This is a genomic window from Candidatus Paracaedibacter symbiosus, from assembly GCF_000757605.1.
In the GTDB taxonomy this organism is placed as follows: Bacteria; Pseudomonadota; Alphaproteobacteria; order Paracaedibacterales; family Paracaedibacteraceae; genus Paracaedibacter_A; species Paracaedibacter_A symbiosus.
Genome location: NZ_JQAK01000015.1, coordinates 998 through 2058, shown reverse-complemented (window position 1 = coordinate 2058; position 1061 = coordinate 998). Strand labels below are relative to the sequence as shown.

Below are 1061 nucleotides of genomic sequence, written 5' to 3'. Positions count from 1 at the left end.
GTCGGTCTTCACCACCTTCTTCGCGGCGGCGACCTTCTTGGTCGCGGCCTTCCTGACCGTGGCCACGCGCTTGGTCGCCGCTTTCTTCACGGTGGCCACGCGCTTGGTCGCGGCCTTCTTCGCCTGGGTCACCGCCTCACCGGCGCTGGCCACCGCGTTGCTCGCCCCGGTGGCAATGCTGCTGCCCACTTCACTGACGGTTTCCTTTACGGTCTCGGCGGCCTCGGACAGGGTCGCGGTCACACCATTGCCATTGCTCATGGGCCCTCCTGGGGCGCTCTCGGTCTGGTATCGGGACAATCGCTGCAATCCGGGCGCCATACCGCAGTACCGCCGGCCGTGGCGGGCGCCCGGGAACGCGCGCCGCGGCCTGGTGCCCAGCCGCCGCGCGCGGCGGCAGACGGGCCTTCAGAACTTGCCGTAGTACCCCTCCTTGAGCGCGTCGAATAGGTTGGCGGCGGTGTGGGTCTCGCCGTCGTACTCGATCTCCTCGTTGCCCTTCACCTCCAGCACGGAGCCGTCCTCCAGCTCGAACCGGTAGGTGGTGTTCTCCAGGTCCTTCTCCTTGACCAGCACGCCCTGGAAGGCGGCCGGGTTGAAGCGGAAGGTGGTGCAGCCCTTCAGGCCCTGCTGGTAGGCATAGCGGTAGATGTCCTTGAACTCCTCGTAGGGGTAGTCCGTCGGAACGTTGGCGGTCTTGGAGATGGAGCTGTCCACCCACGTCTGCGCGGCGGCCTGCACGTCGACGTGCTCCTTGGGCGAGATGTCGTCGGCGGCGATGAAGTAGTCCGGCAGCCGGGCGTCGGCCTCCTCGGCGTAGGGCATGGCCTTGGCATTGACCAGTTGGCGGTAGGCCAGCAGCTCGTAGCTGTAGACGTCCACCTTCTCCTTGGTCTTCTTGCCCTCGCGGATCACGTTGCGGCTGTAGTGGTGCGCGAACGAGGGCTCGATGCCGTTGGAGGCGTTGTTGGCCAGCGACAGCGAGATGGTGCCGGTGGGCGCGATGGAGCTGTGGTGGGTGAAGCGCGCGCCCACGTCGGCCAGCTCGTCCACCAGCTCCG

General features: G+C 67.1%; 2 pseudogenes. Both read right to left on the bottom strand.

Annotated elements, in window-relative coordinates:
- Positions 1–261: pseudogene (locus IG80_RS15960) on the bottom strand (histone); the annotation flags it as partial.
- A gap of 147 nt (positions 262–408) precedes the next feature.
- Positions 409–1061: pseudogene (locus tag IG80_RS14425) on the bottom strand (adenosylcobalamin-dependent ribonucleoside-diphosphate reductase); the annotation flags it as partial.